Origin of the sequence: Wolbachia endosymbiont of Anopheles demeilloni, assembly GCF_018491735.2 — a bacterium.
Taxonomy (GTDB): domain Bacteria; phylum Pseudomonadota; class Alphaproteobacteria; order Rickettsiales; family Anaplasmataceae; genus Wolbachia.
The window spans coordinates 244,054-269,031 of sequence record NZ_CP084694.1; the positions used below are offsets into that span (position 1 = coordinate 244,054).

Here is a 24,978-nt window from a genome sequence, read left to right on the forward strand (position 1 = left end):
TGAACAAAGTCCATCCTTTTAAGAATATAATTTTAAGGTGAAAAATCTCAAAGAATGTGGAATATTATAGAAAAAGCAGTAACTCTATATATATCACATAGTGTGGATAACAAAATATCGATATCCAGTATTAGTTGGAGATATTGGTCCTCTTCCTGCAAGACTTCAGATCTGCTACAATAATCTCAAACTTTCCTCGACTTATATCACTTGGATATAAACTTCCCATATCCTACTTTATCCTCTCATTCTATCCCTTTTTTGAGATCATGTACAGGTTCTTAGACTAAAGAAGAAGCGCATAAACAATATTTCAATTGCATACGCGCATGTCCTAAAAGTCATCAGGATAATAACGAACTACGTAGTGCATGCATGAGTAAATGTAAGGAAAGTGATTGGAGCTTTGAACAGGATGTAAAATTTAGTGATCAATTAAATTCTATTATGTCTCAGCTCCAGGAAGGGCTGCACGATTTATCTGAGTTGTCATCAGATCTAAATCTAATGAAACTATAAAAAAGAAGATACTAAGTATCTTCTTTGCTATGCAAGCTACTCTTATAGTTGAGTGTCACTAATTAGAGAAGTTTAAGCAGCGCATAACTTTGCTTATATTTTTCATAATATACATTTACGTATCTTATGATAGGTATATAGATATTTTTTATTAAAAAGGAAGGGGAGGTGCCTTCGTGTGATAAGAAAAAAGTCTTTTTCGGTGGTTAAACCTATATTCTTTATTTCAGCTTTAAAACTGTTAAAGTATAGCCCTTCCCATAATAGTCCAAAAAATCATAAGAAGGAAGAATCGACAGCATGACGAAAAGATGTGAATAGAGGAATGTTTTTCCTAATTCTATTTTTTATAGCAAACCAATTATGCTCAATTTTGTTAAAATCTGAAGAATAAGGAGATAGATATAAAATTTCTGCACCAACTCCTTTAGCAAGTTCAGTAATCTTATTAACTCCAGTTATGGATTAGAAAGTAGAATTAATAAAGAGAGGAATAGGGTAAACTCAGGTATTTTAGCAAAAATTAAGAGGTTACTCATGAAGAAAGATATTTTACTGTTTCATAGAAGATTTTTGTTACATTGCTGATGAAAAACTTTCAGAAAAGCTTCTATCAAGTGGCAAAAAAAACAACAAGAATACCTGAAATTACCGTGCCAGAAATACTTACTATAATCTTACTTTACCACCAATCGCCGTGCAAAAATTTCAAGTTTTTTTACTTGAGTTATCTTAAATTATTGTACAGTTCTGAGTTTTCAAAACTCCCTTCGTATCATAGATTTGTTGCTCTAAAACTCAGGGTTTTATGTTATTTGGCAATGCTTTTGCAGTGGTTCTGCGAGCAAGCAAAAATCACTCTATATTGATACAACTGCAATCGCTGTTTGCCACGCAAAAAGGATCGCAAAAAATAAAGTTTTCAAAGAGTTGGCAAATATAGGAAAGATTACCTATGTTCGGTTTTAAATTGCATCTGGTAATCAATGAAATAGGCGAAGTTCAAGTTATTACGCTAACTAAAGGCAGCGTTGACGACAGAAAACCTGCACCAAATTTGACTAAAAAATTGACAGGACTTTTGTTTGGAGATAAAGAAGAAGGACCTTTTTGAGAAACTCTTCGATAGAGGTCTAAAACTCGTCACTAAAGTGAAAAAAGGCATGAAAAACGCACTAATTTCTTTAAAAGAGAAGATTATATTGAGAAAAAGGTTGATTATTGAGACAGTTTTTGGTTGTTTGAAAAATAAATTTGAGCTTCGGCACAGATCCCCCATAAATTTTATGGTACATATTTTTCAACATTAGTTTCGTATTCCATGCAGTCGAAAAAGCCCTCTATTTCTAAGCTTTATTGACTCGGATAATCCATAACTGGGGTTTGTAGCTGTTTGTCCACTGTTGTGTTATTAAAATAGCTTCTAGGTTTATTATCAGCAATGTCATTAGGTTGATATCCACCATTAACTATCTGCTGCTTATCAAACATCTTTTCAATATTGCCTTTTAAAATACTCAAAAACTTCTCATTTTCCGGATAGGCTTCTTCTGCGGCTGAATATAATGTACTTGGTATTTTAGAATATCTTTCGTTCCTTACATGACCTGCTATATCTGAATACACTTTAAAAAAGTCAAAACCTTTCACTGATAAACCAGATTGTTTAGCTGTTTTTTAAGTGTCTTTTTAAATTCTTCCATTATATTAAGTGTATCAGCCAGCACTTCTTCATGAGTAGAAGAACAAAACTTAGGAAGAGGATATTTTTTATCTAGGAAACTTTGTAATAAGAAGAATCCTAAACCAAAATTGTTACTGATACAAACTTCATTACTAAATTGGCTAGTACCAGATGTATTAGAATAATTTGCTGAAGTTTCAGGCAGAGCAGATCTCGAACCTAATAACCCACTCACAGAGCTTTTTACCCAACCAAATAAATTATTTATCCACGAAGATGGTTTTGCACTGCTACTCACCATTCTACGATTTCTAATGTGCTGCCTATGTCTATGAGGTTGCTTAGATAACATAACTTCTGTGAAAACATCATTATAAACTTGATCCTTATATTCTTTTTTCACAACATTAATGTCTCTTGCTGTACTTATTTCTTTCTCATAATCTTTTAACACTATCTCTTTATCAGTAAATTTTATTGATAACGTTTTCATCTTAGGTGTTTTATAGAATTTACTAAGTATAATACTGCAAAAATCATCTTTACTAATAGTCGAATCAAAAGCATTCGTTATCATTAGATCATTACTATTACTGCGAACAAATGTATAATTTCCTTCTTTTCTAGAAATGATAAGCTCAGTATCTTTCTCCACATCTTGACCCGTTACCACAATAATTTCTTTATCCTTTTCAAAGATCAAAGGTAATGGATTTAATTCTAATTTAGAACTTATTTTCATAGGTGCACTATCTGAGATAATAAAAAGCTTTCCATACCAGTCCAAACCGTTTCTTAATCTTATTGTCAGCACTTCTACTGTTGGCACTTCTAATGAAAAGCTTTGCTCTACTTCTGTTTCTAACTTAACTAGCAAATCATTTCCATCTTGAAAAATTCTTGGCAGATTAGTATGTATTTTCAAATCATCTTGTATTATTTTTATCACGTTACGTAAATCTAACGTATCTATAGAACTTGCTTGATCAGGATTGTAGATGTTTATTTGTGGCATAGAAAAAATATTATGTTCATATCTTTGCTCACCTGAGGCTATAGTAATTACGTATATGTTTTCACCACCATTTCCAATTAAGTGACTGTTATGGATCGGGTTATTGTACAGCACTTCACATTTTCCATGCCCAACAAGTATATATTCATCACCAACTTGAACAGCGATAGTCATATTAAGTTTATTTGCTATAGCTGGATAACTTTTTATAACTTCATCAACAATTGTATTAGCACTCTGTACAGCATATAAATTTCTTTCCTTATTTACTTGTACTTCACTACCGTCATTTAATTCGTAAGTTATATTGTCCATTACGTTATATGAGATAGCTATACTAAAGCTGCCATCTACAACTTTTGGAAAAAAAATTGAACTTTATACTATTGTGATCTTTAATATCAATAATCTGAATATCAGCAAGCAAGTAGTCAAATATAAATCTATGATTACTTTCCAAATTAGTAAGTAATTTAACAGATGCACTACCTTTTTGAAATGGTACAATATAGTTAAAGTTACTTTTGAGTGCTAGATTATTTACTTCAGTGTAATTTCTAACTATTACTTGTATATTATAGACACAATTATTATCTCTTATTTCCAAATAATCAAGTTGATCTTCCTTACCACCATTACCATCCAAGAATTGAGTTTCACATGCACTAAATATATGATCTGCCTTAGCTTTTCTACCAAGCACTCTTTCTACTGAATTAATTTGAAATCCATAATAATCATATCTGTTGTACATAATAGTGCCAATATTTGTATTTAAATACACATTCACACTTACAGCTTCTTGAGCAAATTCAGTCAGATCTAAGGTATCAATTCCATCCTCTCTGTACAAAGACCCTTCTATCAGATCTCCCTGCAAAACAAAGATATCATTCTTATTTCCTCCATAGTATCTCTTAGATCCATCATTCACTATAAATATGTTTGGGCTATCCTTAAATCCTTTTGCATAATCTTCACCTTCTCCTAAATTAATTAGAGTATATCCTTCTGTTTTGTTATCAGATAAACCAATTGCATTTTTACATAAATATGACCCATAACTTGGAGCAAGATGATAATCTCCTTTTGGTAAACAAAATAATTTTCCACCACTTGGATCATCCGGTCTTTCTTTACTCCATTTTATATCATTTCTTTTTCTGTCAAGCAGTACTGTACTGTCTAAACCTATCTCAAATTTAGTTGTGCATTCTTCAGTATAATAATTTCTAATCCCAAGTGATGTTGTGTGCAGCACTTTACGACAAGAACCCACAACTGATCGATCAGTAGGGAATACATAGCTTTGAATAGCACCGATTCTTCCTTAAATACTCAAATCCTTGCTTAACTAATTGGTTATAAAGTTGTTTTTCTTTCATTAACTTTTCTACATATTGTTCAGGTCGCATACCTATAAATGCACTCAATCCTTCAATAAATTTTTCTCCTCTAGTTAAGTAAATAATTTCATCAATTTTATCAACTCTCTTTACTGCCATATAAATATCAGTGTAAATAAATACTGCAGTGCCAACTCCTGCTCCAATAGGTCCAGTAATAGATGAAACTCCTTCTAATACTTCAAAACCTTCAGCAACTTCAATCCCAATCTCTGCAGCGTCAACTCCCAGGTAAATGCTATCTCCTACTACGCCAACCAATGCTCCTTCTGTACCATTTTTAAATGCTTTTACCTGATTTACTAAATCATAAATAATAAAGGCAGAAGTACCTCGAGCAAGAAAAGGTGATGCAACTCTTAAAGACCTACCAAGTAATACCTTTTCTTCTGAGAGCAAATTTAATCCTTTACGAGATGCAGCTTCAGCAACTTTAGCAAATCCTTGACCACCGGCAATAAAGCCAACATTAATTGCTACAACCTTATAATCTCCGGTTAAAAAGTCAGCTAAAATATTTTTAGCTATCATTCCATGCATAGTTATGCTAGAGATTTTCTTTACTCTATTTAAATGATTCATGACCTTCTGATTACTGATAAGCTTATTGACCAAATTGCTACCTACCCTTAACTTGCACTTTATCTGCTATTTCAATTAGCTGAGAACGTTTTTCTTCTGGTATATCTTTTATATAGTCAATAAACTTTTTACTATCTATTTTAATTTTACTAAAATCTCTTTTCTCATCTTTTTCTGTATTGAATTCATCTATGTCTTCCCAAGACAGTTCAAATTTCCCAATTTTTGCTTCTCTTCTGTTCCTTAATGAACTCGTACTCGGCAAACATTCTTCAACTTTACCTCTTTGATATATTACAGACACCCTTTCTAACAACTCTTTTGCTCTCCTAGAATTACCTAAGGCTTCACCAGCAATAGCTAAATTTTCTAAGGCTATAGCTACTTCAAAATGATCTGCTCCGTAATATTTCTCTAAAATAGGCAAAGCTCTTTCTAGCAACCCCTTTTGTCTCTTAGGATTACTCAAGTTAAGATATCCGTTACTCATCAATATCAACAAATTCTCAAGGTAATCCTTTTCTATTTTTTCTTTATCTTGAGGGTTCTTTTTTAACCAACTATCTATACGTGATAAAAATGACTCTAAGTGCGGTAATAATTCTCGTTTTTTTAAATAGTCTTCTAATTTATCACTACCATAAAGAAAACTTGCTCTGAGTAGCTCGAAAGTCTCTTTCATAACTTCTTCGCTTTTACCCTCTTCTTCTAACGCTATTTTTGTCACTTCTTGAACTAATTTATGAATACTCAACACACCTTGCTCTTGTTCACCATTAACCATAGAATATTTTATAAGTAAACGAACAGCAGACCTTAATTCCTCTTCATTATTTCCTGTCAAATCTAAAAAGAATTCTCTACTAATATTGTCAGGTGCAAGATAAGAGATAACATCAAGAATCCTTAAAGCTAAATTTCCATACTTTTCATTGCTTGCTATCTTATCGGTTGTAATTTTCCAAGTTGTGAAAGTTGTTTTTGCATAGTTATTATCAATTCCTCTAAATCCTTCATAATGAAGCAAATCTTTCGCTTTTTTCTCATATTCCTTTAGGTAATCATCTATATCAAATTTTCTAGTAACTCTTTAATCTTCAATATATGATATTGCTTGCTGTATAGCTAAAGGAAAGTGTTGTAATTTTTCTACCAAAGCTTTTATCTTTTCATTTTGAGATTCATCTTCTATACTAAAGCCCTTTTTTACAAATTCTATCGCTTCTTCTGACTTTAATTCGTTTAGATTAATAACTTCTATCCCCCTTTCCCACTCTCGATTACGAGAAGTAATTAAAATATAAGGTCCATTACCACCCGGTAATGAATCATGAATTGGTAAAAACTTATTCAAATAATTACTTTTCTCGGCATCATCAAAAATAAACAAGCTTTTACTATTACTGAAAAATTCATAAACCTCTTCTATGAGAGCTTTTATATCCTTTTCTTTTCCATTCTCATCTTTTATATCAATTCTTAGTTTATTCTTCGCTAATCGAGTAAATGATTCAACAAGAGCTATCTCACTTTCAGCATTGATCCATATAACGTTGTCATAACAATCTTTACTATATTCTTGAACATATTGTCTAGCTAATTCAGTTTTTCCTATTCCTCCTAAACCGCTAATTGAGGTTATTTGTGATATTACTGTTACTTTTTCTGAACTACGTTGTATCTTATTATGTAGGTCAATTAACTCTTCCCTTCTTCCAGCAAACAAAATTACTGGCTTTTTCACATTAAACCAAATAGGCTCTCTTACTTGTTGTCCTGCTACAACTGCATCATATATCTTATCAAGCTTTTTATCTATTTTCTCGAAACTTTTTTCACTTTCTTTCCTTCCTTCTACAATAGAATCTGCTATCTTGTGACGTTGCCTACTGGCTTCCTGATATTGACTCATTAATTCATCAAAGACTCCCTTAATCTCATTTTGATTACTTTCTATGTAACCTGATAACTCATTAAAATTCTTACCTATATAATCCTCTAATTCATTGAAGTTTTTTTCAGCTTCCTGTTCCATTTCTCCTTTGAATTTGCTTAGTAACCTCTCTTCGACTAACTTCGGATCTTGCTTATTAATCTCATCCAATAATTCATCTTTCCATTTTCCCTCATCTAACTTTAAAATATACCTATACTCCTCCCTAGAAGGATTTTCTTCAATGTATTCTCTAGCGAATTTTTTTATTTTACTTTCCAATTCCCATTTAAAAAGAAGACGATAGCCATATTTGCTAGTATCACTCTTTCCATCTATTCTCCTATAGTATTTATTAGCACTACCATCACTCTTTATTGTTACTAATCCCGCTTGAGCAAATAGTTCTGCAGTATTCCATGAATTCAAGTTTTTACTTTCTAAAGTATGTCCTAGCTTAATATGAGGAACACCAGTGTAGGTTTGTTTATATCTTTTTGATTCTTCAAAAATAATACCCTCAGTAATTGAGGAAGCACAAAGCTCTTTTTCAGTATTTTTTCTATAGTAACCAACCACTCTACTCACAGCATCTTCTGCTAATTTTGTCATTGCTCTCTGCCAACTTCCTTCTGCTGTTACTTGTATAAATTGGCTCTCAAAACTTTGAAAGATTTCAATACCAGATTTTACTAACTCTTCCCTGACTTTAATTGGATCCTTTTTAAATATATACAATTGATCTATCAGCTTTTTAAGCTCTGCTCTATTATAACTACTACCAATGCTGGATATTGTTGCTCGAAGAATGTTAATTCCAATAAGAGGAATTACTTTTGATTCCGCTTCTCCTTGTTCTGTTCCACCTTTTCATATATATATTATCATATTAATAAAATCAGCACATTTACCTTGCTTTCCTCTTTGATTTTCTAGTCTCTCATAGTACTCTGATAAAGAGCGTTCATAAATAAAAACAAAATCTTCAACAAACTTTCTTAGCTTTTCATGTACTTCCTCCTCCTGTGCAGAAAGTCTTTTTACTTGATCAGAAAATTTTTTTAAATATTCTTCTAAAGTCTTAATAATCTTTTCCTTATTCGATTGCTTAGCAATATCTAGTGGAGTTTTACCTTGATTATTTTTAATATTTGGGTCTATACCAGACACATTCAAAAGAAGTTCAACAATGTCTTGATGATTTTTGCTTACAGCAACATGTAGTGGTGTATTACCACCATCATTGAGATCAATATCATTAATATTTTGTACTTGAGTAAGTAACCCTTCAATTTCACTAATCTTATTTAGCTGAGGATTATCCGTTCTATGCTCACGTATCGCAAGAAACAACTTGGCAATATTAATATCATTAAGGTTATATTGACGTCTTATTCTATTTTTAAATTGAAAAGATTTTTCTTCCCTATCTGAACTAGTTGCTTGTGAATCTGTCCTGAGATAATCTATTATCTTCACCATAAAATTAATTACTTATTTTATATGTAAATTTAAGATCATATTAGATTTTATTATATATTAGTAAATGAAATCGATAATACAAGTAACTTTTATAGATATTGTATCTTTAGGCTATTTTATTGTCCCAAATTTGGGACAATAAAATAACCATTTCCAGCGCTCAAAATCAAGAGACGTGAGAAGTGTTTTTCTTGGAATGTATTGGTCTAGCGCCATTCATGTTAAATGAAGGTAAGGATACCTTATCACTTATGCTCCTTCATTTTATTGCATGCACCAGTACCTATTGTCAACTAACTGCTGTGAGTCACTATTTTCCAATTGACTATTAACTTTTTCCTCTAACTTATTACAAATGTCACCTTGCATTCTATGATCAAGATCTTCAAATTGCATTGATGTGTCTGATACGTTATCTTGAAGCAGTTGTATATTCGGCGTATTTTCCTTAGATATTGCACTTGTATTTTCTAATCTTCTTTTCTTAGACTTACCTAAATGTATAGTTCTCTTCTGTTGTTTTCTATGTGATTGCACTTTTAAGTCTGAAGAACAAGGGCCTGAGGACATAATTGATTGCGCTTTAATATTTTGGTCATGAATAGCAATACAATAACGCAAAAGAGCTTTGTATTCTAGATTCATAGTAGCCCCTTGCTCTAAAAGGTATTCAATAATATCTAAGCGACCAGCGATAACAGCATATTTTAGAGGACTAACACCATTTCTATCCTGTAGATTTACATTAGCTCCTTTTTCTACAAAGAATTTAACAATATTTAGGTGACCAGCAATAACAGCATAGTGCAGACCCCCCCCTACCACGCTTATCTTGTAGATTTATGCAAGCTCCTCGCTCTAAAAGGCTAGGAATAATATTTAAGAGATTACTGAATTTTAGATTTATATTAGCCCATTTATCTGTAAGGTATTCAATAATATCTGAGCTAGCAGTAACATCATAGTGTAAAAAGCTTATACTGTTTCTACAATACAGATTTACACTATCTTCATATAAAGTATTACCAACAGCAAAATCAACTACTTTGGATTGTGGAAGAAATGATTTTTTCTCTATTTCCTTTTCTAAACATTTTTTTCTTTCACTTTCAGTAGACATTTCTTGTGTAGTACCAAGATGATCTAACCCTATTCTTCTCTCCTGTAACTCTTGCATGTTTTTAAGTTCTTGTGATGCCCTTTTTTTCCAAGATAGGCATACCCAACAAATAATTGTATAAGATTTTTATAAAAACCTATATGATTGCTTTCATACAACTCACCTGAGCTAATCAAGTTGTTGAACTCCGTTAACACTTCATCTAATAGATTTCTTTTATCTTCCATACTTATCATTTTTTCAATAAAAGGACTTTGCTTTTGGTATTTTAGAATATCAAATAAACATTCTTGTAAAATCGATGAATTCAATTTATGTAAGTTGATATGTGGCGATGTTGTTGTAAGATACTTGAATGCTATAAAGTTTTCCTAAGGTCCGGGTGTATTTGAGGTATGAAAAATACAATAAGTCATGGTTTTAAAAAAAATCTTGATAGAAATCATCTTTTCCCGTAGAACTAAATTCTACTTTAAAATGTTCAACGTAGTACAGTATTGTAAATGCACATAGATACTCTTCCTTCATTACAAATACTCTAGCCAAATCAATTGATAGAGTTGCCAATCTACTTGATAAGTTATCACTGACAGAAAGTAGAGAAGCACAACTTCGTAAATAATCTAATGCACAATCATACTTCTCGTCTATGGTGTAAGTAATAACTATAAAATGATCTAGAAGCATTTGCTCAAAATAACCCCTGTAGCTGCTTTTTCTGAGTTCAAAAAGCTCTTTTAACCCTGAACAATCTTCTAATGCAACTAACGCAAGGGCACGTAAATATCTAATTTTTTAAGAATTTTCCGTTGAAGATTCAATAATCGGCAATATTCTTGTTGAAAGCCTGACAACTTCCTTATACTCGCCCTCTAAATGTAAACGTGTGATAGATCTAATCACAAAAGGCTCTTCTTCTTTAAAAGTGTTATAGTTTCCAAGGTAATCAACTAAGGCTATAAGATGCAAAGTATCAGTTTTTTCCAACAAATTGCTAAATTCATCTTCAAATATTTCCACAGCAGTTAGCAGTATATCCTCCTTTTGATCTTCAGCGATTTGCGAACGTATGGCTTTTTTTATCGATTCATGTATAACATACATTTTTTTCTGCCTATCATTTCTATATCAAGCAGAGAATAATTTTCCATCAATTTGAAAGTAGACTCTAGTTCAACCAAAACTAAAAACATATCAGGGTCAATGTAGCTATTACCCAAATTAGCCATAACTTTCAAACACCTAAAAGGTACTCCACCATTTTTCTTTTCCATTACCTCCATGGAAATGCCTGTTGTTACTAATAAAACCCTATCATATTTGTCCTGCTTATTGTTTTTTGGAATTACCTGATCAAGATCTTCATATTTTATTAAATATTCATGAATTCCAAATGCTTCTTTTGAATTACTTAACTTACTATTTCTAATATAAGCTGCTGCTAGCTTTATAGCTAATGGAAAATCTTCAAGCTTGTTTACAAATACTTTTATTTGTTCGTCTTGTGATTTATCTACTATTCCTAAAATTCTTTTGGTAAGTTGTACAGCTTGATCTTCTTTAAAAGCATCCAAAGCGACTTCTACTACGCCTTTACAAGGCTGATCAGGAAAAGTGAATAAAAAATCAAAACCTACTCTATCCTCTACCTCTAGAACCTCTTCTATGTCTTCTCTTTTAGCATTATGACAAATAATTAGACATTTTTTACTTCCTATTAGTGATTTTGTTTCTTCCATATATATACCTAACTTCCTTTTGGTTAAAGAAGAAAAACACCTCTCTATAGGTAACATGTTACTGTCTTCTATCTCATAGATATGGCTATAACTTTCTCTACTTTCCTCAGCACATTTTCTAGCTAGTTGAGTTTTGCCCATGCCATATTTACCAGTTATTACTACCACTGCCCCTTTTTCCTTTTGCAGTTCTTGACATATCCTTTTTACTTGCTCTTGCCTTCCTGTAAAGTCATCTACTGCGGGACACACATCTTTAAGCTTCTGTTTCTTCAATTTAGATTTAAATCTTTTTATAGAAAAGAAAGATTGATTAATTCCCTTTATACTAAGCTGAAATCCATCAGTTTTTTTTGTGTCATTATACTGTAATTCAAAGGATTTCTTATACTCTTGAAAAATTTCCTCAGTATGGCTTTTAAATATTTTTTCTAGCTTAGAATAATAAGCTAAATCTTGTAACTTTACTAGACTGTCTTTTACTAAAGACATATATTTAAGATTTTTTTTAGATTTTTTTAGCCGCTTTATGCTTGCTGCCGTATCTCGAGCACTAATGGGCTTTCTTTTTTCTGCTGTGATTAAAGATTCTTGACGACAGAGTAGGCTTGTTTTTCTTTTTCTATGAAGAAACTTAATTTCCTTAAATAAAGACTCTGCTTCTTTCTCAATGTGTGATCTAACCTGTTCGACAAGATTATTCCATTTTCCTCTACTTGGTATTTGAATTTCTTCATTAACAATAGAGAACACCTCTTCCACAGTGTTTGCAAAGCTTTATTGATCTAAAGTATATACGTAATCCTCAAATTCCGTACTTGTAGTTTTTACTTCATCATACACTTTTCTCAACTTCTCAAATATAAAAAGACGACGATAACCATACTGACTAGATTTATCTCTTTTTTCATAATAGATAAGAGAGTCTTCTTTCCCCGTTACAATTCCAATATTTTCATACAGATCTATGATATTATAATTCCTCTTTCCATACTGTGCCACTTTACCATGTATTTTCTGTGAATATTTATCTAGAACAAGAGCTTCAACTATGCTTGCACCATCTACACTCCTATCATATTCTTTTTGAATATAATATTGAATTATCTTATCCACAATATCCTCTACTACACTTGAAACTTGATCAAAACCAATTTTCTCAAGTTGTGCTTCAAAGCTTTGAAAAATATCACACCCAGCATCTATTAACACTTTCCTAAAAATGAGCTTACAACTGTCAAACATTCCTATTAAATCTGATAGACAAGAAAAACTTCTGCTCCTATATGCTCTCTCATCACCTATTGTCCTTACACCTCTACATACTGAAAATCCAAAGATGCTTCGTACGAAATCTTTGTTAATTACTTCTTGTGGAAGCACTTCTTTTTTCCTTTTTATCATCTCTCAAAATGTAGAATATATAATAAGCTTCATTTCAAATGATTGTACAAAGCTCTGAACAAACTTTACTAAATCTGAATATTCTGTTTGGTAAAATTGACAGTGATTCCTATTTTTATAAAACAAGCGTATTTCATTATTATGACATTCTCTTTTTTTACCATAAGTTTCGGATGAATTTTCCTTACATACTGTTATTGCAGTTTCTAATAGCTGGGACATTGCTTTTATCTAATATGTACCACCCCAAGCTTTAGGACTCCTCATACATTCTAAATATGCTTCAAATTGAAATGTACGAACCTTTTTAGGGTTATTTATCTTCTCAAGCTCAATACAAATCTCATCTACTGCATTACTATTGAAGTGGCTAAGCTGGAGTTTACTAGACTCGATTCCATACTGCTGCTTAACTTTAATTTCAGAGCCAAAATCAGAAAGAAATTTTTCTTTAAAGCTACCATTTGTTATATAACCTTCATTTTTACTCTCAAAAAAGTCTATCATACTAATCTCGTCTTTCAATTCCTCTTGAAACGAACGCATTTTTTCAACAACTCTTTCACGAAATATTTTCTCTACTAACCACCTTAGCATATCATTTTGGCAAATATGTACATCACCTTGGATTAGCCTTTGGATTGTTTATACATCATGGCCGTCTCCAAATAATTGGTAAAATCTCTTGCAGAATTTATTATTGTCAAATTTTACAAGAGTTAAATAAGCTAAAGCAACAGACCAAAAGAGGCAATTACCATCTCCTGGGACATCAATTCTTTTATACGAAACAAGTGGTTGCAGTATCTAAGAGACTGTACGTGATCTCAAAAAAGGGATAGAATGAGAGGATAAAGTAGGATATGGGAAGTTTATATCCAAGTGATATAAGTCGAGGAAAGTTTGAGATTATTGTAGCAGATCTGAAGTCTTGCAGGAAGAGGACAGCTTTGTCCTCTTCCTGCAAGACTTCAGATCTGCTACAATAATCTCAAACTTTCCTCGACTTATATCACTTGGATATAAACTTCCCATATCCTACTTTATCCTCTCATTCTATCCCTTTTTTGAGATCATGTACAGTCTCTTACTTCTTTTGGCATTTTCAACTTCCATTTTTATCACGCATCCCAAATAATAAAGGTCCGTTGTAGCTCATTCCCATTATTTTTCCTGCCACTGCTGACAATAATGTATAAAACTCTTCTTTGTAGATTAAACCCTTGTCTGTTACCATTACCGCATGCGTTTCTTCCCCTCTCTCTAATATTAGCTCTGTTCCTGCTACTGGCAGTTTGTCACTACTTATTCTTTTTTCCTTCTCTAGCCGATCTGCCAGATACTTTAGTCTTTTTAATCCTTTTCTTGATATTTCTCCATACGCTTTTTCCTGCATTCTATAAGCTAATCTTGGTATCAGATATTTCTTTGAGTATCTAGGCGCCTCTTCCCCAAATACCTTCTTCAACGTTTTTCTCAGCTCACCCAAAGGTTTTCTCTCTAAATTCATTACTTTCTTTTCTATTTCTTCCTCCATATTTTTAGCCTTTCATAAATAACTTTTCAATTCTATCTATTTCTTTCTTCAATACTTCAGTTACTTCTTTACTGGTTTTCGCATAATCCATCGCTGTCATTCCAAATTTATCCGCTTGCTCTATTTCTCCTCCAGCTTTCACTAGCTCCTCCACTATTTCTTTTTCACCTACCATACATGCAAGGTGTAGCGGTGTGCATATATAGCTCTTCTAATAATAGTGGAAACAGGATAAAATAGAGACTTAGGGTAATAAGAAGGTAAAAGTGCCAGCAGCATACAGTTATGACTTAAGGAAAAAAGCCATGCAGGCGTTAGATGAAGGAGAGAGTAAAACAGCAGTAGCAAAGAGGTTCAAAATCGGTAGAGTGACATTGTACAAATGGGAGAAAAGGCGGAAAGAAACAGGAATCGAAGAAACTGGGAAATAGAGGCTATAATCATAAAATCACCGATTGGAATGCGTTTGCAGAATTTATAAAAAAGCACGGCGGTAAAACACAATCAGAGGTGCTGAGGCAATATAAGTCGTCAAACGATTCATAGAGCTCTAAAAAAATTTGGATTTACACGCAAAAAAAGATTTATGGATATGAAGAAAGAAACGAAGAAAAACGAGCTGAATTTCTGAAAGTCATATCAGCAGAGTCCCCTAAAAATTTGGTATATATTGATGAATCTGGTATAGAGAATACAGAATATACGGATATTGCAGAAAGGGAGAGAGGTTTCATGCGCTAAAATCAGGTAAGAAAACTCAGCATGATTGCAACTTTAAATAAGGGAAAAATCGTTACACCTATGACGTTTGAAGGCTATTGTGATACAGAGGTTTTTAATGGCTGGTTCGAGCAATTTCTGGCACCAACTTTACAGCCTAGACAAACAGTGATTTTAGATAATGCAACTTTTCATAAATCTAAAAAGATTGTCGAATTTGCCAAAAGGGTTGGTGCAGACATTCTGTATCTGCCTCCATATTCTCCAGATTTCAATAAAATTGAGCATCATTGGTTTGCTATAAAAAACAGAGCCAGAAATAATGTACCTCTGTTCAAATCTTTTCATCAAGCTGTCGATTCTGCTTTTTTATGAGATGTTCTCACTATTGGGTAAAAAGCTATAACTCCTCATTTAGCTGTGGATTAAAAATTGTGGAACTTCTCTTACTTGCTTCTCTATTTCCTCCTAATTTAGAATTTGAACTTTCCGTAATAAAAATGTAGAGAACGATAGAGAGAATAATCCCCGATTAATCTTGCAATATTCGTTAAAATTCAATAGCAAGTAGTTGCCTATTGATACGCATTCATGCCTTCACCTAAATAACCTTTTTTTCCTTTTTCAAACACTGCTTCAATTTTAGTATTAGTTAAAGCTGTCTTTACCTTTATGAGCTCCGACTTCTTTCCACTATCAAGCTTTCCTCCATTAATTCGGGTATCTAGTACGGCTATAAAATCCTCCTTTACGCTTTTTATTATACTTGCATCTTCTGCGGTAAGGCTTTCTCTAAAATTTATCTTACCTAATTCTTTTAGATTCCTTGATTGAAACTTATCTATATCTCCACCTATTCCATGTCACTCGTTTGCATACTTTGGAACATTTTGTGTATGACCTAGAAAATTTACGAATTCATTATAAAGCTGTTCAGATTGTTTTACCATCTCGTGATTAATCTCACCAAGTCTGACTACATGCGCTGCATGAATTTCTCTTCCTTTGTTGCTACTCTGATCTTGAGATTTACTTGATCCATTTTTGACTACTTGATTCCTTAGTATATTTGTTTGTTCAGAAGCTTATTCCACCAATACGAAAAAAGCGTGTAAAACGGTCTTCTAGGTGATCAGATACGTTACGTTCCCTATATTGATATTCTTCGTAATCAAGAAACTCTTCATTATCAAAGGATGACGATTCAAAATCATGTATTACCTTCGAACGCTTTCTTGCAGATGCACCACCAAACGCACCAAGAGATACAGGAAGCCTGTGCCAGCCTTGCTGAATGTGATACCGTATTCCTTTATCATGTTTAATACAATCAGCTACCTTATCTCTGAATCCTTCTGGTGATATTATATTTCTTAATCCAGGTATAGCTTCTGATAAAGCTTCATATAAGCAATTATTTTTTGATTCACTACTGTTTTCCGATGTGCTGCTTCCGCAAAATTCAAAATGATTATCTTTGATCTCAAGAGGAATAATTATCCTTCCTGTTCCTTCTGATATAGATGAAAATTCTTGTCTTATACCACCATTTCCTTGAACAATAACGATTAGCCCTGGAATTACAACTCCTTGCTCTTTTAGTATCTTATATACTACTTGAGTACACGCGTTAATACATGTCATATCCATTGGAATGTTTTCTCGGACTATATCTGCAAGTAAGTCAGGATTTCTAGTTTTTATCATCATCTTTCGCAAATCTTCATGATATTTTTCTGTAATGTGGTCTTCTGCTTTAGAATTATTGTCACATTGTTGTTCACTCTGTAGCTTTTCCTTGTACTCCTGTTTCAATTTTTCAAAGTGCTCAAGATACTCACTTTTTTTATAGCATTGATATGCTTCTCCTATCTTTCTTCCAACATATATAACCAGATGATTAGCGCCTTCCTTAAGAATGGGTCCCACAATATACTGTGCTATAATTTGCCCAGCCTTTTCGCGAAGCAATGATTTCTACTGATCAGTCGTTTCTTTTTTAAATACTTTATAGCCTACCTCTGCTTCTTGCCTTTGAGTTGGCAAGTCTCGTTTAGTATTTTCATCTTTACTCAACCTATCTTTTATTTTTCGATCTAAATTATCCAAAAAACTGCCAGTAATACCAGGTATTTTGCCAATGTGAGCGGCACGTTCTGACCACACCACTACCTTACTGATAGTATGAATGGGTAACTCCAACTTATTACTTGTTGTACTTCTCTTTTTAACAGCTTCTGCAATTCCCTGAGTCACACTACTAACTATCTTGTTAGCTACAGGCAAGAATTTTTCCACACAATTTTGCTCAGTGAAAACACTATTGGTTAAACCATCTATAACTTTTTTTGCTTCTTCTCTTCCTAATACCTCATAGGCCTTTTCCAAGCTTGCAGAAATGTTATGGTTTTCAACCTCTTGTTCAATATTTGATAAAATTTCAGAAGCTATGCCTTCACATAGTGCTTGAAGGTAATTTTCAACGAGTGTATCAACTCCTGCATTAGCTAAGCCAAGCGCTAACCCTTCTATAGTTTTTAATGTAATACGCTTTGCAACTTCTTTTCCTATTATTTTCCAACTTGTAGTTTTAATAAGCTGAGTTCCAGATATTTCTGCTACTTTCTTACTAAATTCAAAGTTAGGTCCGGCTAGTTTATGGCCAAAACGTGATACCTTAGTACCTCTCGAAAGGTAAGCTCCTATACCAACAGTGGCAGCTTTAACCATTAAGCTCTCAAGCTTATGCTGTCTATAATCTTCCCAGCTAAAATAACCTGACTTTAAAGCACCAGCAGCAAAAAAGAGGTCATTTACACCTTCATTAACAAATGCAGCACCAACATGAGTCATCACACCCACTGAGTATAACTCTATAGTAGTACCTATAGCTATTTGGCTTACTCCCATAGCAGTTACTGCTACAGTGTTGATAAGCATTTTTTGTGTCCATTTCTTCTCTTCTAATTGTAAAAGTTGATCTAATCCATTGAGAAAAAAGACATGCACTTCCTCTATATTTGCAAATTCACCTTGACCACAAAACTCAGTTAGAGATTTTAGTTTACTATCAGGAACCTTAAAAGCTTTCAATGAACTTCTTGATCTTTTCAAGGTGCTAACAATATTTTTAATTGTATCTTTTTTCGCTAGTTGTAATTGATTGTCTAAAACTTTTTCCACTGTTTTATCAATACTTTGCGACTTGGTCGGTATGTTTTCATGTCTTCCTTCGGGAAAAAAGTTTAAAGGTTTTTGTCTTTTGTCAGGACTATTAATATAATAAAGATCTTGTAATAAAGATACACCAGCATTTTAAATGTTTTCCTTGCTAATAGCTCTATCTTGTATAGACTGCTTTGGACCGTACTTGGTAATCCATCCTTTCTTAACCAAGAAGCCAAAAAGCTCTTCTATACACTCTTCTGGAATGAGTTTACTTTGAGAAAGTATACATTTAAAATGATCTTTAGTCATTTTTTGACTATATATACTCTTCATCTTTAATTGCTATCATAGTAGGTCTGATAATCTTCTGTTCTAATAATTCCAAGACTAAACTCTGATGTGGTTTTGTTATGAATTGCAGACGAACAGGAAAGTTTTTTTTTAGCTGTACTGCAATTTTTTGAAGGGCTATTCTATAGGTAAAACATGTAGATAATAGTCCTTTTAGGACACCCTCATAAACTGGACAGAAAGAAAGCTGAACTTGTTTGATTTCATCAAATTTAATTTTAAATCCATAAGCATTATTCTCTGAGCCAACCTTTTTTTTAATGACCTTTTGTTTAACCAATTCTACTAAAATTTTTTCAGCTTCACTTTTAGTGATATTTACTTTAGTAAAGTCTTCTAGAGTAATAGAATCGTAACAAGGAAAAGTCATAGACTCAATTTTATTTGGGTCTATACCCGCTTTTCTGTTAAATGAAAGTACTCCTCTCTCTTTCAATACTTTATATTTGTCTTTGCCTACAATCTTTATAAAGTCATCTTTTTTAAAAATATTACCTTCATTTTTTTTGCGTAACCCATTCTGCGTTTAAAAGAATCTGTTCATTATTGAGCTCTAGAGTTTGCTTTTCTAACTCTTTTTGGTTTATTTTTCCAGTCAGATGATCCAATAATGAAGGATCTGTTTCTTTCAATTTTTCATTATTAACTACAACACACTTAACTTCTTCATTTAAGATTTTTTGTTTAATCAATGACTTCCAAAATGCTTCTCTGCTAGGCAATTGTACTTCTTTTTTTAATTCTTTTTGAAATTCTTTCTCATTCATTTCCTTCCCTTCATATTTGGAAAGAAAATTTTTTAATATTTCAAATGATACTCCATATCCAGCACTGATCACTTTTAGCTCTTCTTCGGCAATGTTCTTTATCTACTCTAGGCTTTTCTAGAATATCTTTTTCAAGAAGATCCTTATATATACTTTCAGCTAGCTCTTCCTTAATATCATAATTAACAAAAGATTGTGAAGTAATGGTGTGGCCAAAAATATCATCTATAGATCGTGAAAACATAGAGTAAAGATTGGCTATGCTTTTCTGCTGTTCTTCATAGGCATCGATTTGAATGATACTTTCGTTATTATTCTTCTTAATCTTACCAATAATACCTGTTGCATTGATAGCAAATTTACTATGCTCATCTAAAAGCCTTGCAGCTTCTCGCAATTCTTGCTTAAATTCTTTCAAAACTTTCTCATCATCTTCTTTTAAAGGCTTCTGTTCCCAATCAACCTTCTTTACTAACGCAAATGCCTTGTAATAACGTGCTGGTTCAGAAAAATATGGCTCTTTTTTAATCACTTCATCAAACAGCTCAATGGCATTTTTATGTTCCTCATTTTGAGAGAGATACTTTCCAAGTTTAATCATTTGAATTGGATTCCCTTCAACCCAAGCTAACCAGCTTGTGCTATCATGTTCAATAATTAGAGTTGGAGGCCCGTCATACGAAGGTAACCTCTTTTCGCTATAACCAGTGTCTAAATTCTTTAATTGTGAAATAAATCCGTCCAGTAGATTGGAAAGATTTCTTTTATCCTGTTCACCTGTTAAATTTCTTACATATTTACTGTGTTCATCTAACCAGAAAGCCCATTTGTCCAAGCAACTCTGCAATAAAATTCCTTTAACTTCAGTAGGTACTTTTTTATCATCAAGGTCTTTCTTCAATTGCTCATACTGCTCTTTGAACTTTTTAAAGTAGTTTTCTTCTATGATAATCTGAGTTTCATAGTAGGCTTTTATATCAGATATACGACGCAACTCTTCAGCATCACGCTCTTTCTTTAAATCAAGTATTTTAAAGTTACTATATTCTTGTCCTTTTGTACCCATGATGATTAACTGACCAGAACCTTGGTCTCCACTTTTTGCTGCTCGCCCAAATGATTGCTGTTCAACTCGAATATTGCTAGGTAGGTAAGTTAAACAAACATGTAATCCTTCTGCTTTCCTCAATTTTTCTGTAATTTTTATGTAAGTTCCACGACCAGCAAGGTTTGTTGCAATAATAATCTGTCCTTGCCCCAACTCTTTGTTACCTTGAACAATTTCAAACCCTTTATCAAACTCTTCGTAATCTCGTGTATATGTATGAACATGTTTTGCATCCTTTTCTCCAAAAGCTTTGTATAAAGTCTCTACATCATTTACTGTTTCACAGATGATTAAAACAGATCGTTTTTCTCCATCAGTGAGCTTTTTTGCTTTGTTATATATGCACTTTATCCATTCATCTTTGCCAGTACAAAGAATAGGTTTTTCCTCATGAAATTGCTTAGACTTGGCTGTAGGGATAGTTACAAAGTCTACCTCATGTATATCCTTCAATAAATCTCTTTCTCTCTGTGAACCTAAGGTGCCTGTTAGCCCATATAAGTTGCTATATAATTTAAAAAAAGAAGCGTTAGAGATAAAAACAGCTTTTAAGCTTTGTAAAGATAATTTACACCCATGTTTGAGTTGCAAAAGTTTGTGTAGTGCTTCATCCCACTGAGAATTTGCTTGATCTGTTCCTGTATCCCTATCAAGAATTGTAATATTAGGATTGCGATCTGGACTACTTCCGGTTTTATCTACATCCACTACATAATCCTCTCCTGCTTTCATGAAGAACGCGGTTATAGCATTATTAATCCAAGATTCTAAGTGCTGTTCAATAAACGGTCTGAGATTATTAGGAACGTGTATAAATTTCTCTCTTTCAATGCACTCTTTTAAAAGGTAAAGAAGACGATCTTTGTAACAATTAAATTCAGGTGAAAGTACTTTATTAAGTTCATTGTCATTAATGTTTCTTTTTAACAATTTGCCCTGATCATCTAATATCTCAGTTTTGATTAAACGTTCCCACATAATATTTTTTTGCTGCTCGCTTAATTCAGACCCAAGCTTTCGAATATCTTCTTTTTTCACCAATCCATATAAGTCACTTATCACTGCTTCTTTAATTGCTTTAGCATCAAAAGCATAGCAAAATTCTTTATTATCTCTAGCTGGTCTATTAATCCACTGCCAAATGTAAATGTAAACAGATTCCAGCTTATCTAGGCCTGCCAGATCATGAGATAAGTACAACATATTGTTACCTTTATCGAGCAACATACTATCTACTTCATCAACAATTACATTGTTAAAATTACGATCTCCTAAAATATTTTTCCCGTAAAATTTATCTAATAAATAATCGCGCTGGAAATTAGATAAATCACCATATACTACTTGATTACCTGAATATGCTTCCTTTCTTTTTTCAATATCTTCACTACAGTTATGTGATACATTAATACCAAACAAATTATAGATATCTCTATTATCCTCAGCATCACGTTTTGCCAATACAGAAGAACTAGTTATAACATCTACTTTCTCTCCACAAAGTGCTTTCATAATTGATGCTGCTACTACAATTAATGATTTGCCTTCTCCAGTAGATACTTGTGCTAGGGTACTACGATCATTTGTCAACAATGCTAATACAGTTAATTTTTGAGTATCACGAAGCTTAAATACTCTTTTTAGTTCTAATTCTTTTTTTAACTCTATTGCTCTACATATTACAGCAAGCATTTCCTCTTTAATATCTTGCTTTCCTTTACCAATATTGCTCTGAAATTCTTTTACCCAATTTTTAATATCATCTTCCGTAAAACTACCTATAGGTTTTTCAGCAATTGTATACTTATCAACACTTTCAATATAATTCTTAATTTTTGGCAATTTGTTTAAAATTTCTTTCGAAGTATTAGCATCACCTTTAATTAGTTCAACTAACTGCGTTATCTTCCGTTCTTCTTTATTAGCAGTAAACTTCTCCTGCATTGCCCGTTCCCACTTATCAATGCTACAACTGTTAAGGGTATTTAACTCTTTTTCACTTAAGTTCCATTTTTCATTATGAAAATTAGATAAAATGTTAGTAAGCTTATCAGATGACAATTCTTTCTTTTCTAGAGTCTCTATAAATTTCTCTGCTAAAAAAGTGCCAAAAATATTCTCTATAGATAAAAGATAGTAAGAAGCTGCCGGTAAGTCACTCTCTTGCCAATCTACTAATTTTGACAGCCTGCATGTCCAGTATTTTTCTTTTAGAGCATAAGGCCACTCTGTTAATTCTATTCCTTCCAGACTAACTATTTCATTCGGAACGTTACTTAATAAACGTAGAGTATCTTCAATACATTGAGTAGAAATAGGATTGCTTGATTTATGTTGATCTAACTTTACTTTAAATAACAGTAAAACGTCCTTATTTTCTATTTTCGATAAGTACTTTCTCCATTCAGGTTTCTCTATTAATGTTTTTTTGAAATAATCTTCGAGTTGCAATAATATCAATTCATCTATCCAATTCTTTTGAGGATAAGCTGCAACTATCCAGCAAAAGATATTCATCTCTTTTCTATCTTCGATAATAAAGGTTAGAATTGAGTTCACTAAACAACATAATTCTTGAGAGGATACATATCTTCCTTCGCTAGAAAAGCTTTTCAACATGTTATGCAAAATTCCTTGCTGCCCAATATATTGAGATGTAATTTTGTTCAATCGCTCTTTTAACTGTTGTTTTTCCCCTTCAGGAAAGTATTCTATAATTTTTTCTATATCTTCCTCTTCATTAAAATATTGTTCATCTTCTGAAGGACTGTTATTGGATACAAAAGCTTGATTATTTAAGTAATCATCGAACTCCTGTTTTTGTTTAAATGGCCTAATTTCTGCAAAAATCTGTGCATAAAGACTATCTTTCTTTTTGCGCTCTTCTTCTAGCTTTAAGTAGCTTTTATCAATATTTAATTGTATAAATTTATTGTCTCTACATAATATGTGAATAATTTTCTTAGATGAAGGGTTGTGATCACCTCGCAGGAACAATCTATTATCTTGATCTTCAACATATAATCTGATGTTAATACCAAAAACGTAGGCTAATAATTCTCTGTAACTTCCTGATAATGGTCCTTTTTCTTGAATATAATCATTATAATCTTTTAGAATAGCTTGATCTTTACAACACTTATCCCAATCATACTCTAGCTCAAGCTGATTATTAAAACGATCATAAAGAACTTTTAGAAAATTATCTTCTTGTATTTTTTCCTCTAGCTTACTTATTAAAGATTTGTCTTTAACACTTTTAATCCATAAATCAAATACTTCTGCACGTCTTGGCTGAGATAACTCACTTTTAAACGCTTCAAAGAATATATTCAAACTGCGTTCTTGTTTTTCTAGAAATTCTTTATATTCGTTATAATATTTTTTAACATCTGTATGTTCCTCTTCTAATTTTCCTACTTCTAAAACAAACGCTCTAATTGAGTATTTTAAAGCTTTATTCTCTGTATTCTTTAATTCTTCTTTACCAAATTTAGAAATTTTTTCACTCTGCTCTTTACTATGTTCATAAAAATACTGATTTAGCGTTCCTAAAACATCATGAGAGATATTGCTATCATTTTCTTTTGCTTCAACAAGGTACCTTGCTGCACTTTCAGGTGTTAATTCTACATTATCTGTCACTTTTTGATAATGTGGTAATTGCTTTGCAATTTCTTGCAATGTAGCAAATCTATACTTATCAATTAAAAACTTCTCTATGTCTTGTAGCTCTGTATGCTTTTGTAAGCTACCCGTTTCAGGAGAGCTACCTTTTAAGGTTTCAAAAACTAAAAATAACTGACTAAGCTGAGATAAATTCAGTTCTGCCTTTTTTAACTGAAACCAATTGTCTAGCCGCGATGGTTCTTTTGCTAGCTTACCAACCAAACTTTTAACATCAATGGTCTCTCTGCAAGCGGTACTAGATGTTGTAGTAAAGATATCGCTATAATGCTTACTTTTACTCTGGTAAGAAGAATGACGCCTAATTCCTAATTCTGTAGTTTGCTTTTCCTGCTGCTCTTGATTTTCAACAATTGCTTGCAAAGCACGTTGTTTAGTACTCTCTAAATCGGATTGTAAATTCTGCAACGTACTTCTTTCTATAGAGCTCAAATGATGAGAATAGTTAGCTAAAATGCTACTTTGTGAAATGTTTTTTTTCCTTACAGCTTGTGCGTGATGTTGTCGGTCATTGTTTTGTCTGGTATTTTTTCTTTCTTCACACCTTTTTTGCTTTTTATTTTCAATACTGGTAGCCTTGATTCCAGCATATTTGTCCTTATATGTACACCACACTCGATCACTTGGATCATTATCTTTATCATAATATTCTAGTGTACATTTACTGTTTTGATCTCCACTACGAAACTTAAATTCTTTCCACGATTGATAGTCCAAGTAAACCATATCCCAACCATTTTTCCCATGGATACCATG

At 32.5% G+C, this 24,978-nt stretch carries 24 protein-coding genes and 5 pseudogenes; 5 read left to right on the plus strand and 24 right to left on the minus strand.

Going from position 1 to position 24,978, the window contains the following annotated elements:
* Positions 1–56 precede the first annotated feature (56 nt).
* Positions 57–184: pseudogene (locus JSQ73_RS01270) on the plus strand (IS200/IS605-like element ISW1 family transposase); the annotation flags it as partial.
* A 191-nt stretch (positions 185–375) separates the two neighbouring features.
* On the plus strand, positions 376–519 hold the full coding sequence (locus JSQ73_RS01275; RefSeq protein ID WP_214249392.1) for a hypothetical protein: 144 nt from the start codon (positions 376–378) through the stop codon (positions 517–519).
* A 276-nt stretch (positions 520–795) separates the two neighbouring features.
* Here the strand turns inward: JSQ73_RS01275 and JSQ73_RS01280 are convergent.
* Positions 796–969, minus strand: a pseudogene (locus tag JSQ73_RS01280) (transposase); the annotation flags it as partial.
* Between the two features lie 97 nt (positions 970–1,066).
* On the opposite strand from JSQ73_RS01280, the pseudogene JSQ73_RS01285 reads away from it, so the two are divergent.
* Positions 1,067–1,879 (plus strand): annotated as a pseudogene (locus JSQ73_RS01285) (IS982 family transposase).
* On the opposite strand, the gene JSQ73_RS01290 reads toward JSQ73_RS01285, so the two are convergent.
* From JSQ73_RS01290 to JSQ73_RS01360, 15 genes are all read right to left on the minus strand, one after another.
* Entirely contained in the window at positions 1,873–2,169 is a 297-nt protein-coding gene (locus JSQ73_RS01290) for a hypothetical protein (protein ID WP_234301808.1), read from the minus strand. The pseudogene JSQ73_RS01285 and the gene JSQ73_RS01290 sit on opposite strands and share 7 nt — an antisense overlap.
* Positions 2,166–3,533: a hypothetical protein gene (locus tag JSQ73_RS01295; RefSeq protein WP_234301809.1), complete on the minus strand. Its 1,368-nt coding sequence runs from the start codon at positions 3,531–3,533 to the stop codon at positions 2,166–2,168. The genes JSQ73_RS01290 and JSQ73_RS01295 overlap by 4 nt, the downstream gene beginning before the upstream one ends.
* Before the next feature lie 22 nt (positions 3,534–3,555).
* Positions 3,556–4,497, minus strand: a complete 942-nt coding sequence (locus JSQ73_RS01300; protein WP_234301810.1) for a hypothetical protein — start codon at positions 4,495–4,497, stop codon at positions 3,556–3,558.
* Between the two features lie 10 nt (positions 4,498–4,507).
* Complete coding sequence (locus tag JSQ73_RS01305; RefSeq protein ID WP_234301811.1) at positions 4,508–5,206, minus strand: hypothetical protein; 699 nt, start codon at positions 5,204–5,206, stop codon at positions 4,508–4,510.
* A gap of 37 nt (positions 5,207–5,243) precedes the next feature.
* The gene (locus tag JSQ73_RS01310; protein WP_234301812.1) at positions 5,244–6,233 is read right to left on the minus strand and encodes a tetratricopeptide repeat protein; all 990 of its coding nucleotides are present in this window, start codon (positions 6,231–6,233) and stop codon (positions 5,244–5,246) included.
* A 63-nt stretch (positions 6,234–6,296) separates the two neighbouring features.
* Positions 6,297–7,877 (minus strand): NB-ARC domain-containing protein, encoded by a 1,581-nt coding sequence (locus JSQ73_RS01315; protein ID WP_234301813.1) that lies wholly within the window; start codon positions 7,875–7,877, stop codon positions 6,297–6,299.
* Between the two features lie 132 nt (positions 7,878–8,009).
* Positions 8,010–8,621: an ankyrin repeat domain-containing protein gene (locus JSQ73_RS01320; protein WP_234301814.1), complete on the minus strand. Its 612-nt coding sequence runs from the start codon at positions 8,619–8,621 to the stop codon at positions 8,010–8,012.
* A gap of 264 nt (positions 8,622–8,885) precedes the next feature.
* Positions 8,886–9,446, minus strand: coding sequence for an ankyrin repeat domain-containing protein (locus JSQ73_RS01325; RefSeq protein ID WP_214249393.1), 561 nt, complete (start codon positions 9,444–9,446; stop codon positions 8,886–8,888).
* Positions 9,391–9,798, minus strand: coding sequence for an ankyrin repeat domain-containing protein (locus tag JSQ73_RS01330; protein ID WP_214249394.1), 408 nt, complete (start codon positions 9,796–9,798; stop codon positions 9,391–9,393). Before JSQ73_RS01330 ends, JSQ73_RS01325 begins: the two co-directional genes overlap by 56 nt.
* Positions 9,771–9,968, minus strand: coding sequence for a hypothetical protein (locus JSQ73_RS01335; protein ID WP_234301815.1), 198 nt, complete (start codon positions 9,966–9,968; stop codon positions 9,771–9,773). The genes JSQ73_RS01330 and JSQ73_RS01335 overlap by 28 nt, the downstream gene beginning before the upstream one ends.
* A gap of 193 nt (positions 9,969–10,161) precedes the next feature.
* Positions 10,162–10,428 (minus strand): hypothetical protein, encoded by a 267-nt coding sequence (locus tag JSQ73_RS01340; RefSeq protein WP_214249396.1) that lies wholly within the window; start codon positions 10,426–10,428, stop codon positions 10,162–10,164.
* Between the two features lie 108 nt (positions 10,429–10,536).
* Positions 10,537–10,845: a hypothetical protein gene (locus JSQ73_RS01345; RefSeq protein WP_214249397.1), complete on the minus strand. Its 309-nt coding sequence runs from the start codon at positions 10,843–10,845 to the stop codon at positions 10,537–10,539.
* On the minus strand, positions 10,821–12,242 hold the full coding sequence (locus JSQ73_RS01350) for a hypothetical protein (protein ID WP_234301816.1): 1,422 nt from the start codon (positions 12,240–12,242) through the stop codon (positions 10,821–10,823). Before JSQ73_RS01350 ends, JSQ73_RS01345 begins: the two co-directional genes overlap by 25 nt.
* Positions 12,243–12,257: 15 nt before the next feature.
* Entirely contained in the window at positions 12,258–12,884 is a 627-nt protein-coding gene (locus JSQ73_RS01355; protein ID WP_214249399.1) for a hypothetical protein, read from the minus strand.
* Positions 12,885–13,115: 231 nt separating this feature from the next.
* On the minus strand, positions 13,116–13,481 hold the full coding sequence (locus JSQ73_RS01360; protein ID WP_214249400.1) for a hypothetical protein: 366 nt from the start codon (positions 13,479–13,481) through the stop codon (positions 13,116–13,118).
* Between the two features lie 266 nt (positions 13,482–13,747).
* Between JSQ73_RS01360 and JSQ73_RS06600 the strand changes: the two genes are divergently transcribed.
* Complete coding sequence (locus JSQ73_RS06600) at positions 13,748–13,873, plus strand: hypothetical protein (protein ID WP_255701043.1); 126 nt, start codon at positions 13,748–13,750, stop codon at positions 13,871–13,873.
* A 116-nt stretch (positions 13,874–13,989) separates the two neighbouring features.
* On the opposite strand, the gene JSQ73_RS01365 is transcribed toward JSQ73_RS06600, so the two are convergent.
* Both JSQ73_RS01365 and JSQ73_RS01370 read right to left on the minus strand, forming a co-directional pair.
* Entirely contained in the window at positions 13,990–14,421 is a 432-nt protein-coding gene (locus tag JSQ73_RS01365; protein ID WP_214249712.1) for a DUF2924 domain-containing protein, read from the minus strand.
* 4 nt (positions 14,422–14,425) lie between these two features.
* A pseudogene (locus JSQ73_RS01370) lies at positions 14,426–14,620 on the minus strand (ankyrin repeat domain-containing protein); the annotation flags it as partial.
* A 67-nt stretch (positions 14,621–14,687) separates the two neighbouring features.
* On the opposite strand from JSQ73_RS01370, the pseudogene JSQ73_RS01375 reads away from it, so the two are divergent.
* Positions 14,688–15,516: pseudogene (locus tag JSQ73_RS01375) on the plus strand (IS630 family transposase).
* A 702-nt stretch (positions 15,517–16,218) separates the two neighbouring features.
* Here JSQ73_RS01375 and JSQ73_RS01380 read toward each other — a convergent pair.
* The 6 genes from JSQ73_RS01380 to JSQ73_RS01405 all read right to left on the minus strand — a co-directional run bounded on the left by JSQ73_RS01380 (position 16,219) and on the right by JSQ73_RS01405 (position 24,948).
* A complete protein-coding gene (locus JSQ73_RS01380) occupies positions 16,219–17,070 on the minus strand; it encodes a hypothetical protein (protein ID WP_234301817.1) in 852 nt (283 codons plus the stop codon).
* Positions 17,071–17,118: 48 nt separating this feature from the next.
* Entirely contained in the window at positions 17,119–18,324 is a 1,206-nt protein-coding gene (locus JSQ73_RS01385) for a hypothetical protein (protein ID WP_234301818.1), read from the minus strand.
* A gap of 132 nt (positions 18,325–18,456) precedes the next feature.
* The gene (locus JSQ73_RS01390) at positions 18,457–18,642 is read right to left on the minus strand and encodes a hypothetical protein (protein WP_234301819.1); all 186 of its coding nucleotides are present in this window, start codon (positions 18,640–18,642) and stop codon (positions 18,457–18,459) included.
* Positions 18,626–19,096, minus strand: a complete 471-nt coding sequence (locus JSQ73_RS01395) for a hypothetical protein (protein WP_234301820.1) — start codon at positions 19,094–19,096, stop codon at positions 18,626–18,628. The genes JSQ73_RS01390 and JSQ73_RS01395 overlap by 17 nt, the downstream gene beginning before the upstream one ends.
* A 61-nt stretch (positions 19,097–19,157) precedes the next feature.
* Positions 19,158–19,499, minus strand: a complete 342-nt coding sequence (locus JSQ73_RS01400) for a hypothetical protein (protein WP_234301821.1) — start codon at positions 19,497–19,499, stop codon at positions 19,158–19,160.
* Positions 19,468–24,948, minus strand: coding sequence for a DEAD/DEAH box helicase (locus JSQ73_RS01405; RefSeq protein ID WP_234301822.1), 5,481 nt, complete (start codon positions 24,946–24,948; stop codon positions 19,468–19,470). Before JSQ73_RS01405 ends, JSQ73_RS01400 begins: the two co-directional genes overlap by 32 nt.
* Between the last annotated feature and the right edge of the window lie 30 nt (positions 24,949–24,978).